Annotated in this window: 22 protein-coding genes; 13 read left to right on the top strand and 9 right to left on the bottom strand. The window is 62.7% G+C overall.

Annotated elements, in window-relative coordinates:
• Positions 1–151 precede the first annotated feature (151 nt).
• Together AC1DS6_RS31875 and AC1DS6_RS31870 are read left to right on the top strand one after the other, a co-directional pair.
• Complete coding sequence (locus AC1DS6_RS31875; RefSeq protein ID WP_477103914.1) at positions 152–1,249, top strand: LLM class flavin-dependent oxidoreductase; 1,098 nt, start codon at positions 152–154, stop codon at positions 1,247–1,249.
• Positions 1,250–1,269: 20 nt separating this feature from the next.
• Positions 1,270–2,220, top strand: a complete 951-nt coding sequence (locus tag AC1DS6_RS31870; protein WP_477103913.1) for an ABC transporter substrate-binding protein — start codon at positions 1,270–1,272, stop codon at positions 2,218–2,220.
• 25 nt (positions 2,221–2,245) lie between these two features.
• On the opposite strand, the gene AC1DS6_RS31865 is transcribed toward AC1DS6_RS31870, so the two are convergent.
• The 5 genes from AC1DS6_RS31865 to AC1DS6_RS31845 all read right to left on the bottom strand — a co-directional run bounded on the left by AC1DS6_RS31865 (position 2,246) and on the right by AC1DS6_RS31845 (position 6,853).
• Positions 2,246–2,983: a GGDEF domain-containing protein gene (locus AC1DS6_RS31865; protein ID WP_441630303.1), complete on the bottom strand. Its 738-nt coding sequence runs from the start codon at positions 2,981–2,983 to the stop codon at positions 2,246–2,248.
• 7 nt (positions 2,984–2,990) lie between these two features.
• On the bottom strand, positions 2,991–3,380 hold the full coding sequence (locus AC1DS6_RS31860; protein WP_035870302.1) for a DUF1987 domain-containing protein: 390 nt from the start codon (positions 3,378–3,380) through the stop codon (positions 2,991–2,993).
• 30 nt (positions 3,381–3,410) lie between these two features.
• On the bottom strand, positions 3,411–3,980 hold the full coding sequence (locus AC1DS6_RS31855; RefSeq protein WP_441630301.1) for a SiaB family protein kinase: 570 nt from the start codon (positions 3,978–3,980) through the stop codon (positions 3,411–3,413).
• A 7-nt stretch (positions 3,981–3,987) separates the two neighbouring features.
• The gene (locus tag AC1DS6_RS31850; protein ID WP_441630299.1) at positions 3,988–5,223 is read right to left on the bottom strand and encodes a SpoIIE family protein phosphatase; all 1,236 of its coding nucleotides are present in this window, start codon (positions 5,221–5,223) and stop codon (positions 3,988–3,990) included.
• Between the two features lie 112 nt (positions 5,224–5,335).
• Positions 5,336–6,853 (bottom strand): hypothetical protein, encoded by a 1,518-nt coding sequence (locus tag AC1DS6_RS31845; protein WP_477103912.1) that lies wholly within the window; start codon positions 6,851–6,853, stop codon positions 5,336–5,338.
• A 217-nt stretch (positions 6,854–7,070) separates the two neighbouring features.
• On the opposite strand from AC1DS6_RS31845, the gene AC1DS6_RS31840 reads away from it, so the two are divergent.
• From AC1DS6_RS31840 to AC1DS6_RS31815, 6 genes are all read left to right on the top strand, one after another.
• A complete protein-coding gene (locus AC1DS6_RS31840; RefSeq protein WP_045242417.1) occupies positions 7,071–7,424 on the top strand; it encodes a YciI family protein in 354 nt (117 codons plus the stop codon).
• Positions 7,425–7,596: 172 nt separating this feature from the next.
• Positions 7,597–8,010, top strand: coding sequence for a YciI family protein (locus AC1DS6_RS31835; RefSeq protein ID WP_477103911.1), 414 nt, complete (start codon positions 7,597–7,599; stop codon positions 8,008–8,010).
• A 53-nt stretch (positions 8,011–8,063) separates the two neighbouring features.
• A complete protein-coding gene (locus tag AC1DS6_RS31830) occupies positions 8,064–8,600 on the top strand; it encodes an SRPBCC family protein (RefSeq protein WP_441630292.1) in 537 nt (178 codons plus the stop codon).
• 60 nt (positions 8,601–8,660) lie between these two features.
• Positions 8,661–9,077 carry a VOC family protein gene (locus AC1DS6_RS31825; RefSeq protein WP_441630290.1) on the top strand — a complete coding sequence of 139 codons (417 nt, stop codon included), beginning with the start codon at positions 8,661–8,663 and terminating at the stop codon, positions 9,075–9,077.
• 5 nt (positions 9,078–9,082) lie between these two features.
• A complete protein-coding gene (locus AC1DS6_RS31820; RefSeq protein ID WP_477103910.1) occupies positions 9,083–10,369 on the top strand; it encodes an RNA polymerase sigma factor in 1,287 nt (428 codons plus the stop codon).
• A gap of 214 nt (positions 10,370–10,583) precedes the next feature.
• Positions 10,584–10,952: a calcium-binding protein gene (locus AC1DS6_RS31815; RefSeq protein WP_477103909.1), complete on the top strand. Its 369-nt coding sequence runs from the start codon at positions 10,584–10,586 to the stop codon at positions 10,950–10,952.
• 561 nt (positions 10,953–11,513) lie between these two features.
• Here the strand turns inward: AC1DS6_RS31815 and AC1DS6_RS31810 are convergent.
• Genes AC1DS6_RS31810 through AC1DS6_RS31795 form a run of 4 tightly spaced genes read right to left on the bottom strand, consistent with a single transcriptional unit; the run spans position 11,514 to position 15,740 of the window.
• Positions 11,514–12,713: an ABC transporter permease gene (locus AC1DS6_RS31810; RefSeq protein ID WP_441630285.1), complete on the bottom strand. Its 1,200-nt coding sequence runs from the start codon at positions 12,711–12,713 to the stop codon at positions 11,514–11,516.
• Between the two features lie 3 nt (positions 12,714–12,716).
• A complete protein-coding gene (locus AC1DS6_RS31805) occupies positions 12,717–13,925 on the bottom strand; it encodes an ABC transporter permease (RefSeq protein ID WP_441630283.1) in 1,209 nt (402 codons plus the stop codon).
• Entirely contained in the window at positions 13,912–14,607 is a 696-nt protein-coding gene (locus AC1DS6_RS31800) for an ABC transporter ATP-binding protein (protein WP_441630281.1), read from the bottom strand. The genes AC1DS6_RS31805 and AC1DS6_RS31800 overlap by 14 nt, the downstream gene beginning before the upstream one ends.
• Positions 14,604–15,740: an efflux RND transporter periplasmic adaptor subunit gene (locus AC1DS6_RS31795; protein WP_441630279.1), complete on the bottom strand. Its 1,137-nt coding sequence runs from the start codon at positions 15,738–15,740 to the stop codon at positions 14,604–14,606. Before AC1DS6_RS31795 ends, AC1DS6_RS31800 begins: the two co-directional genes overlap by 4 nt.
• A 962-nt stretch (positions 15,741–16,702) precedes the next feature.
• On the opposite strand from AC1DS6_RS31795, the gene AC1DS6_RS31790 reads away from it, so the two are divergent.
• From AC1DS6_RS31790 to AC1DS6_RS31770, 5 genes are all read left to right on the top strand, one after another.
• A complete protein-coding gene (locus AC1DS6_RS31790; RefSeq protein ID WP_477103908.1) occupies positions 16,703–19,027 on the top strand; it encodes a type VI secretion system Vgr family protein in 2,325 nt (774 codons plus the stop codon).
• Between the two features lie 7 nt (positions 19,028–19,034).
• Positions 19,035–21,554: a glycoside hydrolase family 19 protein gene (locus AC1DS6_RS31785; RefSeq protein ID WP_477103907.1), complete on the top strand. Its 2,520-nt coding sequence runs from the start codon at positions 19,035–19,037 to the stop codon at positions 21,552–21,554.
• Positions 21,551–22,051: a hypothetical protein gene (locus AC1DS6_RS31780; protein ID WP_441637488.1), complete on the top strand. Its 501-nt coding sequence runs from the start codon at positions 21,551–21,553 to the stop codon at positions 22,049–22,051. Before AC1DS6_RS31785 ends, AC1DS6_RS31780 begins: the two co-directional genes overlap by 4 nt.
• A gap of 64 nt (positions 22,052–22,115) precedes the next feature.
• On the top strand, positions 22,116–22,652 hold the full coding sequence (locus tag AC1DS6_RS31775; RefSeq protein WP_477103906.1) for a hypothetical protein: 537 nt from the start codon (positions 22,116–22,118) through the stop codon (positions 22,650–22,652).
• A 144-nt stretch (positions 22,653–22,796) separates the two neighbouring features.
• A partial coding sequence (locus AC1DS6_RS31770) for a hypothetical protein (protein WP_477103905.1) occupies positions 22,797–23,376 on the top strand: 580 nt, incomplete at its 3' end.

Below are 23,376 nucleotides of genomic sequence, written 5' to 3'. Positions count from 1 at the left end.
CGCGCCCGGGCTCCCGCGCAAAACCGCATATCGACACGCGTTCTTATTCCTTAAGGATTGAACCGCCACGGGGTAAGTTCATGTTCCAGCCGCATGGCGCCTTTCATCCCGGCGCCGCGGCGTTACCGAGAACCAGGAACAGGAGCCTACGATGAGCGTGGAAATCATTGGCATGATCCAGAGCCAGAAGCAGTCGGAAATCCATCCGGCCAGCGGCCCGGCGGTGGATCGCGACTATGTGCGGGCGTTTGCGCAAGCGCATGAGAACGCCGGTTTCGACCGCGTGCTGGTGCCGCATCACTCCACCGGCCCTTCCGCCACACTCACCATCGCCTACGCGGCAGCCGTGACCGAGCGGGTGCATTTCATGCTGGCGCATCGTCCGGGCTTTACCGCTCCCACGCTGGCGGCCAGGCAGATTGCTTCGCTCGACCAGTTCAGCGGCGGCCGGCTGGGCGTGCATTTCATCTCCGGCGGCTCGGATTCGGAGCAGCGGCGCGACGGCGATTTCCTCGGCCACGACGAGCGCTATGCGCGTACCGATGAATACCTAGGCATCCTGCGGCGCGTCTGGACGGAGGACAAGCCGTTTGACCACGAAGGCACGTATTACCGCTTTACCCAGGGCTTCTCGGAAGTGAAGCCGGCCCAGAAGCCGCATGTGCCGATCTTCTTCGGCGGTGCTTCGGACGCGGCGATTGAAGTTGCCGGACGTCATGCCGATGTCTACGCACTGTGGGGCGAATCGCTCGACCAGGTCCGCGACATCACCACGCGGGTGCGCGCCGAAGCCGCCAGGCATGGGCGGCAGGTGCGCTTCTCGGTCTCGTTCCGGCCGATCCTGGCGGAAACCGAGACGGCGGCATGGGCCCGCGCCAATGCCATCCTCGAAGAAACGCGCCGCCTGCGCGCGGCGGCCGGCCTGGAGCAGGGCGGCCCGCAGCAAAGCGAAGGCGCGCGCCGCCTGCTGGCCGCCGCCGACAAGGGCCCGCGCGTGGACAAGCGCCTGTGGACGGAGATCGCCAGGCTGACCGGCGCGCGCTCCAACTCCACGGCACTGGTCGGCACGCCGGAGCAGGTAGCCGATGCACTGCTGGACTATTACGACCTTGGTGTGACCACGTTCCTGATCCGCGGCTTCGATCCGCTGGAGGATGCCGTGGACTATGGCCGCGAGTTGATTCCGCGCGTGCGCGAACTGGTGGCGCAGCGCGGTGCCGCCACCGGCGCCGGCCGCAAGGCGGCCTGAAGGGGATGACGAGCGGCACCATGACGACATCACGAAGACAATTCCTGCGCTACGGCGCGGCGGCTGCCGCGAGCGGCGCCTTGCCGTTTTCCGTTTCCGCCCAGGGGCGGCCCGTGCTCAAGGCCGGCGACCAGAAGGGCGGCTTGCGGGCGCTGCTGGAAAGCGCCGGCGAGCTGAAGGGCCTCGCCTACGACATCCAGTGGACGGAGTTTCCGGCCGCCGCGCCATTGGCCGAAGCGCTCAATGCGGGCGCCGTGGATTCCGGCCCGATCGGCGACGCGCCCGCCATTTTCGCGCTGGCCGCCGGCACGCCCATCAAGATCATCGGCGCCAACCGCTCGGACCCGTTCGGCACCGCCGTGCTGGTGCGCGCCGATTCGCCACTCAAGACGGCGGCGGACCTGCGCGGCAAGAGCATCGGCACCAATCGTGGCTCCATCGGCCATTTCGTCGCCCTGAAGGCGCTGGAATCGGCCGGGCTCAAGCCAGAGGATGCCAGCCTGCGCTTCCTGCCGCCTGCGGACGCCAAGCTTGCCCTGGTCAACGGCTCGGTCGATGCGTGGGCCACCTGGGAGCCCTACACCGCGCTGGCCGAGACCAGCGGCCACGCACGCGTGCTGGTCAGCGGACGCGGGCTGTGGTCGGGGCTGAGCTACCTGGCGGTGACGGACAGCGCGCTGGCTGCCAAGCGTGAAGTGCTGCGCGATTTCCTGCAGCGCGTGGTGCGCGCGCAAGTGTGGTCGTACCAGCATGTGGACAGCTTTTCCGCCGCGCTGGCGCGCATCGTCGGCATCCCGCCGGAGGCGGCGAGGCTGCAGTTCGAACGGCGCCATACGCAATGGCGCAATATCGATGCGCAGTTGATCGCCGAGCAGCAGCGCACGGCGGATTTCTACCTGAATGCCGGGCTGCTCAAGCAGCGGCTGGATGTACGGACGACGTTCGACACCAGCTTCCCGCTGGCTGCCTGAGCGGGTATTCTCGCGCCGCTGGCGACTAGTGCAGCGGCAGCACGAGATCGGATTCACGCAGGCTGACCACCCGGTTGCGGCCGCTGCGCTTGGCCTGGTACAGCGCCTCGTCCGCGCGGGCATAGGCCTGTTCGAAGCTGGTGCCGGGCGGGTTCCAGCTCACGCCGAAACTGGCCGTCACCTGCAGGCTCCGGGGCAGCGCAAACGCGTGGTTGGCGATATGCAGCCGCATGCGTTCCGCGAGCTTGACCGCGGCGTCGAGCGTGCGCCCCGGCAGCAACGCGGCGAATTCCTCGCCGCCCACCCGGCCGATCAGCCCGCCGTCCGGCACGGTTTGTTCCAGGCAGTCGACGACACCGCGAATCACGGCGTCGCCCACCGGATGGCCAAGCGTGTCGTTGACCCGCTTGAAGTGGTCGATGTCGAGCACGATCAGCGACAGGCTGCCGCCGGCAAGCAACGTTCCGGCCCGCTCGATGATGGCGCCGCGGTTCAGCGCGCCGGTGAGCGTATCCCGCGTCGCGCGGAACTCCAGTTCGCGCGCCAGGTCCTGCAGCCGGTGGTTGAGCCGGTTCATTTCCAGCTCTTCGCGGTCGCTGCGCCGTATCAGGCGCCGTGTCTCGCGCATCAGCCGTTCGTAATGGCCAATCAGGTCGCCGAGCGTGTCGCGGTACGCCTGGGCGCCGGCATCGGGATTGGCGAATACCGCCCTGGCACCGGCCAGGACGCTGTTTTCCGACTCGAAAAGATCTGGCTCGGTCATGCGCGGCTCAGCTTGTCGTCGTGGCGTGGTCGAAGAATGCGATGGCCGGAAAATCGGCGTGCAGGTCCTGGCCGAATTCCAGGATGGTGTCATCGTCCACGTCGTGATACCAGTGCAACGTCACCCGGTTGCCCTTGTCGGCCGCATCGTTCATGGCATCGAACATGCTGAACAGCACCTTGGTGCTGGAGCTGTTGAAGTACGTCAGCGCAACGTGGACGGTGACCTCCGTATCCTCGCACGCAGCCAGGTACTTGCGCAGGCGCAGAATCACGTCGCCGTAGAACACGGCGGCATTCTCAGGATAGGACTCGCCCCTGAGCGAGAGGGTGTGCTGCTTGAAATCGAAGCTCACCTCGGGCGAGGTCGGCGTGGCGGCTATGAACAGGTTTTCCATCAGGTTCCCTTTCGATCCCGTTCAGATTGTTCAGATGGTTGCGGTGAGGAAGAACATGGTCGAGACCGGGTCCGTATCGATAGGCTGGAAGCTGTACTCCAGCGGCGCGCTGGCGTCGCGGGCCACCGTCAGGAAACCGAGGCCTGCGCCCTTGCTGCCTTCCGGCGCCTCCGCGCGCATGGTTTCCTTGTACGCCTGCTTGATCTGGTCCAGCGTCATGCTGCGCAACGGCTCCAGCGCGGCGCGCAGTTGTCCCACCCTGGCGACCGCCACCGGGTTGGAGCACATCAGCCGGTAGCGGTCGTCGACCATGCAAATGCAGACCGAGCCGTGCCGCAGCTGGTTGCTGTCCTGCGTGGGCGGGGTCAGCGCATCGGACGAGTAATGGACGATGTTCTGCGCCATCTCCACGAACGAGGAGAAGAGCTTGCGCCGGGTCGATCCGTCCACGCCGCTTACCGTCAGTTGCAGCCGCACCGCATCCGACATCGCCGCGATGATGTTCTGGGAGAAATAGCCGACGTAGTAGAAGATCACGTTGCGTTCCCTGGCCATTTCAAAGAATGGGCCATATTCGTTGTCAATCGAATTACCGTTCATGTCTGGACTATTGAACGCGAAAACAGAAGAAAGTGAGATCGTCGCGGCGGCGATGATGGCCTTGCCATGCGCGATACTGATCCAGCACCGCCTGGTTGATCTGAGCCGCCGAGGCATGCCGGCTTGCCCGGATCGCTTCGCGGATACGGCGCTTGCCAAAGGCAATCTCCTTGGGGCCGCCGATCTGGTCGATCAGCCCGTCGGTGGTCACGAACACCACGCCGCCAGGCTGGGTCTGGATCACGCGGTTCCGCCACGCAAAGTCCAGGTCTGTGTCGACATAGCCGACGCCCATGCGCTCGCCGTCCAGGATCTCGCCTTCTTCGTCGCCGGGCTGCAGCACGAACAAGGCGCTCTTGGCACCGGCGAACGCGAGCCGCCGGCTAGCGTTGTCGAACCAGAAGAACGCCGCATCCATGCCGTCATTGGACCCGGGCGTGTCGTCGTCGCCATCGATCTGGCCCAGCATCTGCTTGATGCCACGGTTCACCGCCGCCAGCAGCGCACCGGGGTCGCGCGGGCCGCGCTGCTCGATGGCCTGGATCAGGATGGACGAGGAAATCAGGGTCAGGAACGCGCCCGGCACGCCGTGGCCGGTGCAATCGGCCAGCGCGGCGAACCAGCCGTCTTCAAAGGCGGCAAAGTGATAGAAATCCCCGCCGACCACATCGCGTGGCTCCCACACCAGGCTGGCGTCGCCAAGCGTTTTGGCAAGCGCCTCGCGCGAGGGGCGCAGCATCGAACGCTGGATGGTGCTGGCGTAGTCGATGCTGTGCATGATCTGGCGGTTCTTCTCGGCCTGCATGTCCGCGACCACGCGCATCAGCTGCAAGCCATGCCCGATGCCAAGGAAGCGGCCGTCCCGCGCGATGATGAAGCCGTCGGCAAGCGCCTTCTCGCCATACTCCACCGCCTTGAAGGTCAGGGCCTCGATGCTCATCGCGGCATCGACCACCAGCGGCTCCTTGTCCATGAAGGCGATGCAGCTCTTGCGGTTATACAGCTCCCGGTGATAAGGCTTGCTCATCTGCGACATGAAGATCGCGCGATTGATCAGGCCGATCGGCGTGCCGTTCTCGGTCACCGGCAGGCTGGCAAGGTCCCGGTGCTTGCCGAACACATCCAGCACTTCCTGGTTGTTCTGCTCCGTGGTCACCGATGGCGTGGTGACGCAGAGATCCTCGGCACAGGGCTGCCGAAAGCGGGAACGAGCCAAGTGTGAGTCAACCGGAACGTCAGGCATCGCCAGGGCATTCGGACTATTGGGAAGCCGCCGATTGTATGGCGCGCGCATGACGGTTGCGTGACATGTGGCGCGCGGCCCATCCTGCTGGATGTAGTGTCGCTAGCCACCGTTAGTCGGTTGCCGGCGCGCTCGCTTCCTTTAGTGCCGCCGCGTCATACTCACGCGCCGAGTCGGCGGCGCGGCCCTTTCCCAGCACGCGGAAGGTGGCCGGATCGGCGCCGTCGATCGCCACCAGGTTCACATAGCCGACGATGTAGGCGTGCTTACGGTCGCGCGCGAAGTCGGCGTCGAGGAATTCGAGGGTGGGCAGGTGCACGCGCCTGGCCGATACCGGGCGGCGCCCGAAGAAGAGCTGCTCGCCGGCCAGCAGGAAGCCGGGGTGGGGCACCTGCAGCGTATCGTGCGGCGCGTCGACCTTGAGCGGCTTGTCGTCGCAGAACAACTGTGCGTCGTCCCACGCGTAGCAGCCTGCGATGCGCAAGGTATCGGGGTTCACGCCTTTTTTGGCCTTGCCGCGATGGAAGGCGCGGCTGGCATCCCGGGCCCACGAGCGCTGCAGCACGGTAAAGCCGGCGGGATCGACCTTGCGCAGGGCTTGCGGCGTTTCATAGTGGTTCGGTGCGTAGAACACGCTGGCGCCGTCGCTGAGATAGCCGTCCCCCAGCGCTTGCAAGCTGGATATCGGTCGCGAGGAAAGCGGGGTCAGTTCGCATGAGCCTTCGCTGTACCGGTGCAGCCAGTGGATACCATGCGCGTCGCCACAGAACACGCCGGTAAGGCCGTGGCCAACGGGCAGTTCCCGCGCGGCAAAGGTGTCCGGATCGAGCCCGGTGAGGCGATGGCCGTCGTATAGCACATCGCGCGTTGGCGTGGCTTCTGCGGCTGGCGCCTGCAGGCGGTGCCACCAGTAATCCTGCAGCGTGGGGAGCGCGGTGAAGAAGTCCCGCCAGTGCTCCACCTCGTCCTGGTCGAGCGCGGTCCTGCGCTTGCCTTCGTCGATCGGGCCGGTCTTGTCGGTCATGCGCAGCGGCCCGTCGCCATTGGGCGCCACCACCAGGCTGGCGCGGTCGGCATCGATGCGCTGGCCGAAGTAGTAGACATGCCCGGCATCCGCAATGTAGTTGCCCGGGAGGCCCACTACGGTGGCGCCGTCGGCGCCGATCACGCGCTTGCCGTTGAAGTAAGCCGACTCTGCGTCCACCGCGTAATAAGCATGCGTGCAGGCCACCGGCTGCAGCGGGCCGCTCTCTGGCCAGTGCCAGCCCTGGTAGGTGAGCGGCCGGAAGGCCTGCGGGCTGCGGGTGCGGATGGTCTTGCCGGTAATGAAGTATGCCTGGCGCGCATCGCGGGCGTAGCGCTCGTTCAGGACTTCGAAGGTGGCTAGATCGGCGTCTTCGATCCGGTAGAAGTAGCACCAGGCCGTGCCGCTGCCTTGCTGGGCCTGCACGATGACGTGCTCGCCGTCGGTGAACCAGCGTCCGTCGATGCAGCGAAATGCCTGCGGGTGGGCGATGGGCAGCGGGTTGCCGTCCTTCCCCCAGAGCGGCCGGTCGTTGTATGACCAGATCACGGTATCGCCTTCGATGAAGTACGAAGGATGGTTGGTTGGCTGGCGCGATGCAGTCATGAAAGGCCGTTCTGAATGCCGAGTGGAGCAAGGTCGACATGGTAAGTGGTAATCCCGCACAGGCCAATGCCCTCCGCTTTTCATGATTGCAATTAACGGCTAGAAATTTTCCCCGCCCATATGTAGCGCGCCGGCCGCTTGCGGCCGGCGGCAGAGGCGTGCAGGATGTGGGGCGGTAAGCAAAACCCATCAATGAATTGGACGAACTGGAGACCTTATGCCGTACATGCTGCTCATCGTCGAACCGATTGGCCAGCGCGCCGGGCGCACCCCGGAACAGGGGCGCGAAGCCTACGCCAGCATGCAGCGCTTTGCCGAAGGCCTGAATGCGCGTGGGGCGCTGCTGGGCGTCAACTCCCTCACCTCGGAAACCAACGGTGTGCGCGTGCAGGTGAGGGAGGGGCGGCGCGACCTGCTTGACGGCCCGTTCGCCGAGGCCAAGGAAATGATCGGCGGCTACTTCCTGATCGACTGCGCCACGCAGGACGAAGCCATCGCCATCGCCGCCGAATGCCCCGCCGCGGCGTGGTGCACCGTGGAAGTCCGCGAGGTTGGCCCTTGCTTCATGTAAGGCCGCAGGGGGACCGCGGCGTGGCGCAGATTAGGTAGTTACCCTGCGTCGGGGATTTTTTTCGCATTGCGTGTCGATCAGGGCGCGCGTGGTTCGTCGTACCGGTAAGAGCCACCGAAACGGCAAGGCTTGCTACCGACAACGGATTACCCCGAGTACAAGGAGAACTGCAATGCGATTCATGATCCTGGTGAGAGCCACGCAAGGCAGCGAAGCCGGCACGATGCCGGAAGAAGGCCTCTTCGCCGCGATGGCGGCCTATCACGAGCAACTGGCCAAGGCGGGCGTGTTGCTGGACGCCGCCGGCCTCAAGCCCACCTCCGCCGGCTGGCGCATCCGCTATGCCGGCGGACAGCGCACGGTCATCGACGGACCGTTCGCCGAGACCAAGGAAGTGGTGGCGGGCTACACGCTGATCCAGGTGCGCAGCCGCGATGAAGCCATGGAATGGGCGCGGCGCTTTCCCTCGCCGCACGGCGAACTGGCCGACGGCGAGATCGAGGTACGGCAGCTGTTCGAGCTGGAAGACTTCGGTCCCAGCCCGTCGGTGCAGCGCTTGCGCGACATTGGCGCGGGCCAGCATTGAACCAGGCGCCAGACCCGAAACCCTCCCAGCCAGCCAATCCTCGGACACCCATCATGCTCAAGACCATCCTGCTAGTCGCCTTTTCGGCCGTCGCCCTGTTGCTGATCTTCACCGCCACGCGCCCCGATACCTTCCGCGTGGAACGCAGCGCCAGCGTCAAGGCGCCGCCCGAACGCGTGTTCGCGCTGATCAACGACCTGCACAGCTTCAACCAGTGGAACCCGTATGAAAAGAAGGACCCGGCGCTCAAGGGCACCTACGGCGGCACGCGCAGCGGGCAGGGCGCCGCCTATGCCTGGGAGAGCGACAAGGTGGGCGTGGGACGGATGGAGATCGTCGACACGGTGCCGGCCTCCAGGGTCACGATGAAGCTGGATTTCTTCAAGCCGTTCGAAGCCCACAACACCGCCGAATTCACGCTCAGGCCGGAGGCCGGTGCCACGCGCGTCACGTGGTCGATGCAAGGCGCCGTGCCGTTCTTCGCCAAGCTGGTGCACCTGGTCTTCAACATGGACAAGATGGTGGGCAAGGACTTCGAGGAAGGCCTGGTCAACCTGAAGACGCTGGCCGAGGCGCCGGCGGCCCGGTAAGCCCCGGCCATCTCCAGGCATGCACGCCAACACGCGATTCCGGATTCCAAGGACAACATCATGCATAAGCAAATCTACCTGAACCTTGCCGTGGCCGACCTGCAGCGCTCGCAGGATTTCTTCAAGGGCCTGGGATTTACCTTCAACCCGCAATTCACCGACGACAATGCCGCCTGCATGGTCATCGGCGAGAACATCTACGCAATGCTGCTCAAGCATGAATTCTTCAAGTCCTTCACCACCCGCAAGCTGTGCGATACCTCCGACAGCACGGAAGTGCTGATCTGCCTCTCCTGCGAAAGCCGTGCCGAGGTGGACGCCTTGGTCGCCAAAGCCGTGGCCGCCGGCGCAACGGCGCCGCGCGCACCGCAGGACCACGGCTTCATGTATGGGCACGGGTTCGATGATCTCGACGGGCATATCTGGGAATTGGTGTATATGGAGCCCTCGGCGCCCGGCGCGACCAGCGCGGCCTGAAGCACATGGGGACGACGACACCGACGCAGCGGGCGATTGAAGCCGTCTGGCGCATCGAATCCGCCAAGGTCATCGCCCACGTTGCGCGCGTGGTGCGCGACGTGGGGCTAGCCGAAGAACTGGCGCAGGACGCGCTCGTTGCCGCGCTGGAGCACTGGGGCGAGACCGGCGTGCCGGACAATCCCGCTGCCTGGCTGATGACCGCGGCGAAGAATCGCGCGCTCGACCATTTGCGCCAGCAGGTACTGCACGCCCGCAAGCACGAGCAGATCGGCCACGATCTCGAAGCGATGGAGGCTCACGTGGTACCGGATTTTGTCGATGCGCTGGACGCCGCGCGTGCGGACGATATCGGCGACGACCTGCTGCGGCTGGTCTTCACCGCCTGCCATCCGGTGCTCTCCACGGATGCGCGGGTCGCCATGACGCTGCGCTTGCTGGGCGGGCTGACCACCGAGGAAATCGCACGTGCCTTTCTCACGCCGGAGGCCACCATCGCCCAACGCATCGTGCGCGCCAAGCGCACCCTCGGCGCGGCCCGCGTGCCCTTCGAGGTGCCCGGGCCGCAGGCACGGGCACCGCGCCTGGCTTCGGTGCTGGAGGTGATCTACCTGATTTTCAACGAAGGTTATTCCGCCACGGCCGGCGACGACTGGATGCGCCCCGCGCTGTGCGAGGAAGCGCTGCGCCTGGGCCGCACGCTGGCTGGCCTGGTGCCGGAGGAAAGCGAGGTGCACGGACTGGTGGCGCTGATGGAGATCCAGGCCTCGCGCACGCATGCGCGGGTGGATGCGCAGGGCCGCCCGGTGCTGTTGCCCGACCAGGATCGCAGCCGCTGGGACCACTTGCTGATCCGGCGCGGGCTGGGCGCGCTGGCGCGGGCGGAGGAACTCGGCGGCGCGCTCGGGCCCTATGCCTTGCAGGCGGCGCTGGCGGCCTGCCACGCCCGCGCGCCCAGCGCGGAGGAGACCGACTGGGCGCAGATCGCCGCGCTCTATGATGCGCTGTCCCAGGTAGCGCCGTCCCCGGTGGTGGCGCTGAACCGCGCGGTGGCCGTCGGCATGGCCTTCGGCCCCGAAGCCGGCCTGGAACTGGTCGATGCGCTCGTTGCCGCACCGGCGCTGGCGAAGTACCACCTGCTGCCCAGCGTGCGCGGGGACTTGCTGTTCAAGCTGGGCCGTCTGGATGAGGCCCGTGCCGAATTCGAGCGCGCGGCGGGCATGACGCGCAACGCCCGCGAGCGCGAGTTCCTGCTCGGGCGGGCGCGCGATGCGGGGGCCACCCGGTCGTGACTCGCCAGCGCGCATTGCTGCGCGTCACCACCGCTCCCGGTAAAACTCTAATATCGGATACCGAAATATCTAAATTCCCCAATATCGGAAAGCCGACGATGATCCTAGCCGGGGCCCGGGGGATCGATTGCTGCCGGGCCCTGCAAAAGCCATCCGGCCGCCGACGACGGCAGGACCGGCAGGCCTCACCATCGAAGTGTTCCAGGAGACTCCAATGATTCCACGGCTACTGTCGACCGCCAGCCTGGCGCTGGTTGCATTCTTCGCCTCTGGCGCCGTCGGCGCGCAACAACCGGCGCCACAGCCTGCACCTCAGGCCGCACCGCAAGCCGCGCCTCAGGCGCCCATGAATGCAAAGGAAGCGAAAGCGAAATTCGCGGAAAAGTTCGCTGCCGCCGATACCAACCACGACGGCAAGCTGACCCGCGAGGAGGCGGAAGCCGGCATGCCGGAGGTCTACAAGAACTTCGACAAGATCGATACGAAGAAGAAGGGCGAGGTTACGCAGAGGCAGATTGGCTCGTACTTTGCGGCCAAGGCCAAGCAGAAGGCCGCGGCGCAGAACCCGGGAAGCCTGAACTGACCTGGCGGTGCCGGCGGGGAATTCGCGAGCGAAACGCTTCGGGATTCCGCCGGCAGCGGACGGTGGGGCGGTATCGGAAATGCAGGTCCCCGACGACAGAGATCCCCGGAAACTGGCTGGATTGCAACCAGTGCCGGGGAGCTTTAAATATTCTTTAATTCTATTTAATACCTTTTATACCCGAACACGACAGAGGATTTCCGTTGTCGTTTCAGTCAGGTCAGGAGATTGAAGGCGAACCCTAGCGCAATTGCGCCGCCGAGCGCCTCCACTGCTGCCAGCGCGAGAAGGTTCTTCAAAATGAAGGCATCGTCCTGCTTGGTCACCATGGTGTTGTCTCCTGAAGTAGGAATCAACGGCTGGAAGGAAATGGCTGCCACGGCAGTACCGATCCACGCTCCAGCCATGTCTTGATTCGCTTCCAGTAGACCGCAACCCGAAGCCGGCGAAAAGCTGGCATAAACCCCTATTCAGGCAGCCGGTGGCCCGCTGGCCTGGGGCGCCTCACCACAATGCGGAGCGTGCACCGGGGGGGGGCTGAGAAATCTGCAGTTCGGGTTTCTATTCCGACCGCAAGGCCTCCTGCGGAGCAAGCCGTGCCGCCCTGCGTGCCGGCAGCACTCCGGCAGCCAGACCAATCACCACCGCCAGCAACTCGGCCAGCACAGCGTAGGACCAGGGTGTGTGGACCGGCAGCGCCGGCAACGCCGCCGTAAGCACCTGCGCGATACCCCATCCCAGCAGCAGTCCTGCCATGCCGCCGATGGCAGCGAGCACCGCGGCTTCACCAAGAAAGAGGAGCATGACCTGTGCCTCGGTCGCACCGATGGCGCGCAGGAGCCCGATCTCCGATGTGCGTTCGGCCACAGCGATGGTGAGAATCGTGAGGATCCCCACGCCGCCCACGATCAGCGAGATGGCGCCGATCGCTGCCACCGCGAAGGTAATGGCATCGAGTACGGTGCCGAACACCTCCAGCATCTTCTGCTGGGGCGTGACGGTGAAGTCCTCGGCACCATGGCGCGCGCTCAACAGGCGTTTGATGCCGTCCTCCACGTCGGGGAGCGGGGCGGTGGGATCGTAGGTGACTTCGATCTCGACCAGGCTTTCCCGGTTGAACAGGTCCAGGGCACGACCGGCCGGTATATAGACCGTATCGTCCAGGTCGAAGCCCAGCATCTGCCCCTTCGCTTCCATCACGCCCACCACGCGATAGCGTTCACCGCCTACGCGGATGCGCGCTCCCAGCGGGTTGTCGCCGCCGAACAGTTCGCGCGCCACTCTCGCGCCGAGTACCGCCAGCGTGCGCGCTGCGCGCGGATCGTCATCCGGCAGGAACTGGCCGGAGGCCACGCGCATGCTCAGCGCCTCGGTGAATCTGGGCCCGACACCATACAACGTCACCCGCCTGCTCTTGCCGAGGTAGTCGACTTCGGCATTGCCCTGCACCAGTGGGTTGGTCACACGCACGTGGGGGGCGTGGCGCAGGGCGATGGCGTCCTCGATCGTGAGTGGGCGCACGGTGTTGATCGACCCGAGCGAAGCACCGTGGGTCTGGGTGCGGCCTGGCGTCACGCCGATCAGATTGGTGCCGAACTGGGTGAACTCTTCGATCACGAAGCGATGCAGCCCTTCGCCGATCGAGGTCAGCAGGATGACCGCGGCAATGCCGACGGCAATGCCCAGCGCGGTGAGCAAGGTGCGTAGCCGGTGAGCAGCCAGGGAGGCGAGGGTGAACTGGATGAGGTCCGCGTAGCGCATGGGTCATCGTCCAGACAGAGCCTGCACCGGATCCAGCTTTGCCGCGCGTTGGGCCGGTACCACGGTGAAGGCGATGGCGGTCACGACGGCGATGGCCGGCGCCCCCAGCAAGGCCCACCAGGGCGGGGTGAAGGGAATCGCCGGATAGAGCCGTACTGCAAGCCTGCACGCGGCTTCGCCCACAGCCAGGCCCGCGGCCACGCCACCGAGTGCCAGCAGTACCGCCTCGGTGAAGAAGAGCAGCCGGATGTGGCCGGCGGTGGCGCCGAGCGCCTTGAGCAGTCCGATCTCGCGCTGCCGCTGGGTCACCGCAATCAGCATCACGTTCATGATGAGAATGCCGGCCACGGCGAGACTGATGGCTGCGATGCCGCCCACCGCCAGCGTGAGCGCGCGCAGGATGCGGTCGAACGTGGCGAGCACCGCGTCCTGGGTGATGACGGTCACGTCGCGCTTGCCTTCGTGACGCTGGCGAATGATCTCCTCGGCGTCGGCCCTGGCGCCCTGGATCTGCTCGCGGGCCTTCGCCTCGATCAGGATGCGGAACAGCGAGTCGGTATTGAACAGGGCCTGGGCCGCCGACAGGGGAACGATGACCAGTTCGTCCGTGTTGAAGCCCAGCGATTCGCCCTGGCCGGCCAGCAGCCCGATCACGCGAAAGCGCCGGTCCCCGATGCGCAGCCATTCACCCAGCGCCTGGCGCGTGCCGAACAGCTCCATCGCCACCCTGGTGCCGATCACGCACACGGGCTGGCCGTGGTGCGGATCGCCCTCGGGCAGGAAGCTGCCCTGGGCTAGTGCCATATGGCGCACCGCCAGCAATTCGGCGGTGGACCCAAGCACTGGCGCTTCGCGCCGTAGCGCGCCGACATGCAGATCCGCGTTCCCGACAATGAGCGGCGCGACGCGCAGTACGGCGGGACTGCGCCTGAGTGCGAGCGCATCGTCCAGCGTCAGGTCGCGCGTGGTTGCGCCCAGCACGATCCCCGGCGCCGCGCCGGCCGTTTCGCTGCGCCCGGGCAGCACGATGACGAGGTTGGTGCCAAGCGAGCCGAACTGGTTCACCACATACAGCCTTGCTCCCTCGCCGAGCGCGCTCACCGTCACCACGGCGGCGACACCGATTCCCATGGCGAGCAGGATCAGCAGGCTGCGTGAGCGGTAGCCGCGCAGCACCTGCCAGGTGAAACCGAGAACGTCAGCGAGCCGCATGGCTATCCTGCCGCGGCTCGTCACCGGCGATGCCGCCGTCCACCATGCGCAGCCTGCGCCGGGAACGGGCGCCGATCTCCGGGTCGTGCGTGACCACGATCAGCGTCGCACCCTGTGCATGCAGGCCCTCCAGCACGGCCATGACTTCCTGGCCGGTATGCCGGTCCAGATTGCCGGTGGGCTCGTCGGCGAGAATCATCCCCGGGCGCATGGCCATGGCACGGGCGATGGCAACCCGCTGGCACTGCCCGCCCGAGAGTTCGTCAGGCCGGTGCCTGGCGCGGTCTTGCAGGCCGTACTCGCCGAGCAGCGCGTCAACGCGGCGGCGGCGTTCGGCCGGGTCCATCCCTGCGAGCACCATCGGCAGCTCGATGTTTGCGGCGGCAGTGAGGCGCGGCACCAGGTGAAAGAACTGGAATACAAAGCCGATCTTCTCACGCCGCAGGCGCGCCAGTTCGTCGTCCGGCAGCGCGGTCACGTCGTGGCCATCCAACTGGTAAGTGCCTGTATCGGCTCGATCCAGCAGGCCCAGGATATTTAGCAAGGTTGACTTGCCGGAGCCCGATGGGCCCATGATGGAGAGGTACTCTCCCTGAGCAACCGCAAGGTCGACTCCATGGAGCGCATGCACGGCCTCGCCGCCCAGCACGAAAGTCCGCCCGATGCCGTCGAGCCGGATCATTTTGCTCGCGTCTCCACGGTAGTCTGTTTTTCCTCGACAGCGGCGATGCCGGCCTGGAGCCCAATCCGTTCCGGTGACGTGACGACGCGCTCGCCGCGCTTGAGCCCCGCCGTCACCTCGGTGAACTCCGCGTTGGAAATCCCGGTGTCGAGCTTGCGCGCCTCCAGCCTGCCGGCGGCATTCAACACCAGCACGCGGTTGCCGGATGTCAGTGCAGCGGTAGGGATGCGCAGCGCCTGGTCGCGGGCATCGGTCACGATTTCCACATCGGCGCTATAGCCCACCAGGAGATGGCGGACGATGTCGGGACTGTCGAACTGGACCTCGACCTCAACGGTGCGGGCCTGCTTCTCCAGTGCCAGGACATAGGGGGCGATGCGGCGCAATTTGCCTTCGAAATGCCTGCCCCGATAGGCGTCCAGGGTGACGCGCGCCGGCATGCCTACCTGCAGGCGTGCCGCGTCGATCTCGTCGATCGGTGCGGATACATAGAGGCACGAGTCGTCGATCAGGTCCACGGCGGGCAGCGTCGGGATGCCGGGCGGCGAGGGCGTCAGGTATTCGCCGATCTCACCGTTGACTTCGGCCACCACGCCGTCGAAAGGCGCCTTCAGCACCGTGCGCGCAGTATCCGCGCGCGAGGCGGCGATACGCGCCCCGGCCTCCTTCACCTGCGCCTTCGCGGACTCGCACGCGGCGCGCCTGGAGTCGGCGTCGGCATCGGTCCGCTCCACCGCCTGGGGCGAGACGAAGCCTTTCCCCACCAGTTCCCGCGAGCGCCGGGCGTCGCTTGCCGCCGCCTTGGCCAGTTCGCACACTTCGCGCACGTGCGCGGTGGCTGTCAGCAACTGGTTTTGCGAGAGCTGTTCGCGCGCGACCAGGTCTTCGTTCCAGAGGATGAGCAGTATCTGGCCAGCCTTCACCCGGTCACCCTTGTGGATATTCAACACCTCGATGCGTCCGGCCGCCGGCGGCGCCAGTTTCGCCCGCCGGCAGGCTGACACCGAGCCTGCCCGGGTGTTGGCGACAGTCGCCTCGACTCGTCCCTGCTCGACCCTGACCGTCGTTACCGCTACCGGCTTGGTACGGTTTGCGTACCAGCCTGTGCCGGCGATGCCTGCGAGTATCGCCACGACAATCGCGATGCGCCTGACGAGGCGGCTGCGTATCAGCGTTCCTGGCGGAGACAGGGGCGTGTCTGGCATAGGGTAGGGGATGCGAAGACGTCGGGTGCGAATGTTGCGCTGCATCAGCCTCACCGTCCGCGGTCTCTGTATCGTAGCCCATCCCAGCAACGCCCATGCAGCGCATCTCCGGGCCCATGTGATGCACGAGCGGGGCGAGGCGGCGTTGCACAGTGTCGTTACCGGCGCAGCCTCATTCCCGTGGCGCGCCGAGCTGGCGGGAGCGCTTCGAAATACGGTGCCATGGCGCAAAGTGCATGAACGTGCACTGCGTGTTTTCCCGAAGGCCGGACGGGGCGATGCCTGCCGTGCAGGCGCTGTCCGCGCCCCGGCTCGCGCTAACTGAGGAATGCGTAGTTTGGTCAGGCGCATATCCGAAAATTCCCATCGAAGAATGGGAAATTTCCGAATATTCATTGTGGCAATTACCGGTAGCATGCCGGCCGCACCAGAGCGTATCGAGAAATTTCACGGAATTTTGCATTCCGATTTTCGAATAGCAATTGGTATTTCGTCATCGCTTCACGGGTTGCCGCCGTACTGCCGTAGCTGTGCGCACGCCGCCAGAAAGGCGTCTCACGAAGGCCATGCCATGCCGAGAAAGCCGGCCTGCGGCCCCGCCTTCCATCTTTGGCATTGCGACTGCACCGTAATCCATAAAAGGAATTTTTTTAAATTTCCTCAAAGAATAGGACACGTCCGATTGATCCTCTCCGCACTCACCCAGTAGCATGTTTGCCGAATCGGGCCGGAGCGCCAAGCTCACGGTGTTTTGCAGCCCGGACTTCGAATAGACGTGGTTGCGTGGTGCGCCGCGGTGCAAAGCACCTAGTCACTTTTCGTTCCTGGCGTGCGCAACCAATCCGCCAGGAATCTTGCCGCGAAGCGGCAGGCGTGACAACGGAGAAGACATGGGCGTTATCGACAAATTCGAGGCATACGGCGTAAGGATGCCCGGGCGCCAGGCTTACCATCTGGACATTCCGCGCGCGGCCAGCGCGGCGGAACTGTCGGTGGTGTCGTTCGAGGCAGTGGAGCGATTGGGAGAGCTCTATACCGTCACGATCCGGCTAACCCACCCGCTGGAACTCGACCGGGCTGAATACCTCAATTGTGATGCGACCTTCGTCATTGACCCCGGCGACGGCAGCGAACCGCGCCGGTTCGCGGGGTGGATATCGGCGTTCTCACGCACGAAGCGTACGCGCGATTTCTTCGCCTACGAAATCGTGCTCCGGCCACTGGCCGCGCGGCTCGAACTCGTCCGGACCACGCGCATCTACCAGAACAAGACGGCCCCCCAGATCATCGAGGCTATCCTGCGCCGGCACGAACTCCGGGGCCACCAGTTTGCCATCAAGCCGCGCCGCGAGTATACCCAGCACAAATTCCGCTTCCAGTACCAGCTATCCGACTGGGAATATGTCCAGTTGCTGATGCGCCAGGAAGGGCTGTATTGCTACTTCATCCCGGGAAAGTTCGGCGAGATGATCGTCTTCGGCGACGACATCGACCACTACGTCTACCAGCCCGAACTGCGCGTGCCCTATCGGGAGACCGCCGGCCTGGAAGCCGGCATCGAGGCGGTATCCGACATCCAGGTGCACGCCAAGACCGTGCCCGAATCGGTCCTGGTCGCCGACTACAACCCGGATCAGGCGTGGGAACCCATCAAGGGCGAGGCCAATGTCGCGCGTAAAGACAAGACAACGTACGGCCAGCAGTATATCTACGGCACGCATCATCTGGACAAGGCCGAGGCGAAGTGGGAGGCGCAGCTGCGCCACGAGGCCCTGCTGGCCGGCCAGCTTGTCTATGCGGGCGAGAGCAACGTGCTCAGGCTGCATCCCGGCAGCATCCTGCGCATGGATGAGCCATTGGCTGAGGCCCCCAACGGCCAGGTCATCACCGAAGTCATCCATACCGGGGGGCGTGATGCCGCTTACCGCAACACCTACAAGGCCATCCCGTCGGACCGGCGCTTTCGCCTGCCGCTGGACGAGGAAAACTGGCCGAAAATCCAGGGCACGCTGAGCGCGCGCATCACCTCGCCCGGCCAATACAAATACGCGTACCTGACAAAAGCGGGCCACTACGTCGTCCGCTTCGATTTCGATTTTGAGCCATGGCCGAAGGGCATGGAAAGTGAGGCCATACCCCTGGCAAAACCGTATGCCGGCGGCCTGCAAACCGGGTTCCACTTCCCGCTCATCGACGGCACCGAAGTCGCGATTGCCTTTCGCGACGGCAACCCGAACAAGCCCTATATCGCGCATGCGCTGCATAACAGCCGGCAAGAGGACCTGATCACCACTCGGGACCGGTGGCTGTCGCGCAACCTGATCAGGACGCAGAGCAACAACAAGCTGCGCATGGAGGACTGGAACGGAGAGGAGAGCATCAAGCTCTCCACCGAATATGGTGGCAAGACCCAGCTCAACCTTGGCTACCTCGTTGATCGCAACAAAAAAAAGCGGGGGGAGGGCTTTGAGCTGCGTACAGACGCCTGGGGAGCGATCCGGGGTGGCAAGGGGCTGTTCCTTTCGGCGGACGCGCAGCCGAATGCTGGCGGCGAGCAACTTGCCATGTCAGATGCCGAAGATACGCTGCGGCAAGCCATGGACATGATGCGCAGCCTCAACGATTCCGCAAATGCCGCCAAAGCGTGGCTTGCGCAGATCGACCAGCAGCGCGCCTTGATCGAGCAGACGCTTACGCAACTCAAGGCGCCTGCGATCCTCGCCAGCGCGCCGAAAGGCATTGGCATTGCCAGTGGGCGGGACATGCAACTCGCTGCGAGCAAGCAAATCTTCATGACGGCTGGCGGTGGCCTGGACATCGGGGTAATGAAGCGCATCACTGCCGCAGCCGGCGAGGCCATCTCCCTGTTCGCGGCAAAGCTGGGTATCCGGATCTTCGCTGCAAAGGGCAAGGTGCAAATACAAGCCCAAGGCGATGCGCTGGAGTTGATGGCACTCAAGAATGTTGCTGTCAGTTCCTCGACTGGCGAAGTCATGATCACCGCCTCGAAGGGCATCACCCTCGGCGATGGCGCGGGCGCATACATCCGGATTGCAAACGGGAAGATCGAACTCGCCAGCCCCAGCGGGGAGGTCAACGTCAAGGGCAACTTGCGTACCGACGATCCCGCCGGCGGCAACTTTGCCTTCCCCGCCTGGGAGGCCGCCCCGCTGCAAGACGTGAAGCGCAACATGAAGTTCGGGTTCTCTGAATAAGCAGGCCATGGCAACGACGACACCACAGCAGCCGGCCAAGACTCCGGTGAAGAAACTGAACTTTGCATACCCGTTCCGCAAGGCTCCCGAAGCCCCCGGCAAGCCATCGGCCGACTTTGCCGACCAGCACGAATTTCACCGGCTGCTACGCAAAGAGCCTGGTGGCGCATACGCCGTCAGCCGGAAAGGACTGTGGCACGGCGGCATCCACATCACTGAGGCAGGCGCCGGTCAGTCACTCGACCTCACGCATGGCGTGCGCTGCATGGCCGACGGAGAGGTGGTTGCCTGGCGCGTCAACCGGACCTACCTGCCCAGCGAAATCCCGGAGCAGGGTGACAAGGCCGCATTCAGCGCCAAATTCAGCACGGGCTTTGCGCTGGTGCGTCACGTGATGGAGTTTCCGAAAGACAACACGCTGACTTTCTTCAGCCTGTACATGCATCTGCAGGATTTCGCCAGTTATGAAGCGGACAAGGCATTGCCACGGCCTTCGTACTGGATAACGTGGCTCCGGGTCACGGATGTCGCCAGCGACAAGCCCGATGCCAGTGCGAGTGGGGTGGGCGCTCCCGCCGAGCAAACCGGATTGCGCGTCCGCACCTCCAAGCCAGGAGGAACGATCCTTGGCATTCTGCCTCGTGGGGCGCAGTTCAGTCTTCTGAAGCGGGACGGGAACTGGGGCCAGATCGAGTCCGTGCATGTGTCGGCCATGGTTCCGCCCAAAGTCGGCGGGTATGTCGCGCCGGACGCTGCGGAGAAGGGATGGATCTATCTCGGCAAGGAGAGCGGCGCTTACGTTGTCGAGACCGTTATGCCTGATACCTCGCTGGATCGTGTGGTCGCACCACCCAAGCCGGTTCCAGTCAACGCAGGCGATATCATCGGCCACATCGGACGGTTTGATTCGCTCAGCGAACGGGTCCCAGCCCGCATGGTCCATCTGGAGATGTTCTGCGGCGACAGCATCCAGTCGTTCATCGAGACGAGCCGCGCATGGGTGACCGAAAACGGCGCAAAGCCGAAAGCGTGGGAGCAATTGGCGCTGCCGGCCGACCCCACGATTCTACGGATCGACCGGCGGACGACGCTCTACAAGAACCCGAACCAGCAAGGCCAGGACGCGCCTCTGTCCGATGTTGTGCAGGCATATACGCTGGCGGAACTCGGCCAGCGTAACGAAAAGCCACACACCGAGACCAGCGCGGGCAGTGACGGCGAGAAGATGCGCTGGTGGAAGGTTGACAGCGCGGACGTACGTCGCCAGGACATCACCGGCTGGGTGCGCGAGCAAAACTTCGCGGGAGGGCGGATCTCGCGCGAGTTCGCGCAGAAATGGGTGGACTTCGAGATCCTGCATGACCCGCACGACTCCACCCACACCATCTTTGCCTCGACGCAGGCGTACGTCGACTACGCGACCGGCGCAGACGTCCCGAACGCCGGCGCCATCGACAAACTCAACCCGCTGATGCAAGCCGTTTGTCGGCAGCTATATGCGACAGGCGATGGCAGCCAGGCGGCGAACGACCTTTGCGTTGCCTCCCAGGACGCATGGGCGGCAATGCGGGCATCGCGGCTCATTGTCAAGCATGAGAGCGAATGGGCGAATCCGGACAAGTGGAATCAGCTCATTACCGAGATCGAGAAAAAGGTCGGGCCGGATGAGGCTCATGAGGCCGAACGCAAGCGCATCCAGGCGCTGGCCTGGTGGGATGCCGTGAAGGAAGATTTCCCCGCCCTTCCGGCTCCGCAGGTGTTTCATATTCATCCGATTGGGATTATTGGGAATTTCGATAAAGGAAAATTTCAGTTCACCCTGACCATGATGCATAGACTGTTCCCTCACGCAAACCGCGACGCACTCCAAGAAGTGGCCGACGAACTCAATGCTCATCTTCAGGCCTACAAACTCGATACACCGCTTAGACGAGCACATTTCTTTGCTCAAGTGATGCAGGAAACTGGCTCCTCGCTTACTCGCGAAGAGGGATTTATCTGGAAAGCAAGCTCGTTAATCGCAAAATTTTCCTATTTTCATAATCATCCCGATCAGGCGAACGCGCACGGCTACCATCACGTAAGGCCAATCAAAGCGGATGGCACGAGTATGAATCAAGTTGACTTTGAAGCAATCGCCAACGGTGCATATGGCGGACGTGCTGAACTGGGTAACGGAAACTACGCTAGCGGAGATGGCTGGCGATACCGAGGGCGAGGCCTCAAGCAGCTTACGGGGCGAGCCAACTACAGAGCTTTCACTAAATGGCATGTGGCTATGCAAAATGAGTGGCCTCAGGAAGTTGTTGATTTTGAAACAAATCCAGATCTACTCGTTCAGCCAAAGTATGCGGCAAGGTCTGCCGCGTACTTCTGGGTTGACCGTAATCTACCAGAAAAGGCGGATCAAGGAGAAACAGCTACGCAGGTAAATGCGATTACCGAGGTTGTTAATTTGCACACGGATAGTTACGCGGCGCGCGTCGAAAATTTTAATTCGATCTACAGTGGAGGGTATTTATATTGAATACGGAATGCGATCTTATTGTGCTCGCAAGGGCGATTTATTTTGCGGGATTGATATTGTTCGGGGTGAGCGCGGAGGCCGAAGAAATAACGCTTTGTCAGCCTCATGAGGAGGTGTATTTTAGCTGTGCAAGTGAAGGAAAATTGATTTCGGTCTGCGCTTCGGGAAACATATCTCCAGATAATGGATACGTTCAGTATCGATTTGGAAGGGTTGATGAAATCGAACTCGAATTTCCAAAAAAGCCGTATCCACCGAGAAGATGGTTTTCAATAAGCGATATATCGGAGGGAAATATAACGTTTACGCATCTAAAATTTAATTTTGGAAAGTATAACTATGTATTGTATCAAGGTTCTCCAAGTGGAATATATATAAAGCGGAATGGGAAGTTGATTTCAAACCGTACCTGCGATCCCGGAGACTATCAGCCGATTAGCCCTCGAGCACTGAGGGGTATTAAGACAGTTGCGCCGATAGATGGCATAGATAACTGAGTTGAGCGTGATGGCGGCCGCGCGGAATCTAAAATAGGTTCGGACGAAAATTATATGATCGAAAATGATTTTTAAGTATCTATTGATTTTTAAAATTTCCTTTTTTGTATCTCTTGTGAATGCGGAAGATAGGCTTGTTCCGTGTCCGGTGGTGTCTCCTGCTCAGGGCGTGTTTTCTGCTTCGAAGATTAAAAAGGGTGCTCTAGTTGCAGTTGAGAAAGGGGGTGATGAGTACCCGATAAATTTGATGTTATATAAATATGAAAACGGTCTATGCCGGGAAGAGTTGGTTGCAAAATACTCAATCGAGGGGGCGGCGCCTCGGGTTGATTCCCTTTTTTTTTTGGGGAGAATAAAAGGAATGGTTAATCTATTTGTTATTGTCCGATGGGAACTGAGGCATAGTGGTCTGGGGACATACGGAGATCTTTATCAAGTGTATGCGTATGAGAGTGGCAAAGACGGTTCTTTGATTGAGAATAAAAATATCACTAAAAATAGCGAGATGACAGGGGTCGATGGCTATGTTGAGAACCAGGTTTCCACTTTTCGACTGAAGAAAGCCAGCGATGTCAAGGATTTCCTTCGATGGATGAGGTAGTCTGTGCGCAATACGGTGATTAATAGAGAAATATTTTCGGGGATTATGGAAGTGATTGAGAGATGATCGTTATAGGAGGAGTTTCGGTCGTGCGCGCTCGATACCAAGGCATGAAGGAAATTTTGAAATAATGGTTTTAAAGAAATGAAAATTATAAAGCGTGGAGCGGCTTCATTTTTCCTTATATTCATCACATGGACCTATGCTTATGGCGAAAGTTTAATATTTGATGGCGGATCGAGAGTCGATTATCTTGAGCCTATCCTGGAGAGTGAGTTCGGCACTGGGTGGAAAAGAGCCGTGTTCGTCAGTGCGGGCGGATCAAAATTTGATCTATTTCCGATGGAGAGATTGTCGATCGATGGAGGTGTAGTATTTTCGGATCCTGCGGACGCATTGATTTCACCGTCCGGAAGGTTTGCTGTTTTCTCTATTGTGAGAGCCGGTAGATTTTTCAAAATTGGAGGAGACGGAGGCGAAGAAATAGCGAGTCGACAATACTGCCCCGTAATAGACACTCAATCTGGGTGCATAGTGAGCAATATGACCGGCGGAATTTGCGGCGGGCGATGGGACCAATCCACCCAAGTTAAGCATCAACAATTAGGCATCAACAGGCCTTATAAGCAGCATGTCGATGAGGTTTGTGGCGAGGCGGACGAGGCTTGGCGCGATCCGGCCGCACGCGATGGATACGTGTTGCGATCACGGCCAAGGTCTCATT

This window comes from Cupriavidus sp. 05L310, from assembly GCF_056398185.1.
Note: the sequence above shows the minus strand (reverse complement) of the source record. Positions and strands in the feature narration are given on the sequence as shown.